1 pseudogene is annotated in these 1,082 nt (G+C 47.0%); it reads right to left on the minus strand.

The annotated features are described in order from the left end of the window. Positions 1-1,082, minus strand: a pseudogene (locus tag A3738_RS00680) (NAD-glutamate dehydrogenase domain-containing protein); the annotation flags it as partial.

Here is a 1,082-nt window from a genome sequence, read left to right on the forward strand (position 1 = left end):
ATACATCGCGTATTCAGCATCATCGCTCGCTTTAAGTTCAGTTAAAGTGGACTGCCATCGAAACACTAAATCTTCATGCTGCTCCATCCAAGTATTAATGCGTTTCGCGATGTCTTTAGGAGCGCCTTTCATAGCAAGAAGCCCGCTTGTAAGCGCGCGCTGTTGCCAGTCAAGATCTTCTCTAAATGCTTCCCTTGCAAGTGCCTGCCAGTGGGTTGAAGGGCTCAATCGATCGATCTGTTGGGCGAACCAATTAAGATCGAGGTAGTCGCCAATGCCGTAATACACTTCAGCCACGCGCTCTAAGCTTGCATTTGAGGCTTCATGCGCTTCAATAATCCCGAGAGCGGCATAACTCAACGAAGCTCCCGCAATTGTACTAGCTAACTCATCGGGAACACCCTGTTCAGTTAAGGATGTGAACCGAGCGTTCCAGCTTTCTTTCACTTCACCTCTCAAGTAATCAGGCAAATGCGCCGAAATCTGTGACACACCAGAGGCAAATCTTTCTATGTTTGCTAAGACGTGTAGCTCTGAGCGGCGATTGCGGATAAGCCAGCGAACTGATCGCCGTATCAAAGTCATTAAACTTAGCATCATGTCGATCTGCACGGTTGCAGGCACTTTATAATCAAGCGCCTCAATAGACTCCCAATAATGATCGAGTTTGAATACGTCTTTCGCAATCAAATATGCAAGCGCAATTGATGTCGCATTCGCGCCCGTAGAGGTATGAAGCCGCTCAACAAAAGAAATGCCCATGTGGTTGACCATATCATTGGCGACCTGCGTTGCGACAATCTCACTGTGTAACTGGTGCTGGCTAATCTGCTCGCCGAACTTCTTATTCAAGCGCGAGGGAAATACATTGAATACTTCTTTTGCAACGTAAGCATCTGATGTGAAACATGAATCGTTTAGCAGCTCTTTGAGATCACCTTTCACATACGAAATGAGCACTGCTAGCTCAGGGCGAGTCAAGCCGGAACCGATAGATTTTCTTTCCACCATTTCCTCTTCGAGGGGTAAGAACTCTAACTCTCGGTTCAACTTGCCTGCTAGCTCCATGGAATTCATTAAGC

It is taken from the genome of Oleiphilus sp. HI0066, from assembly GCF_001635725.1.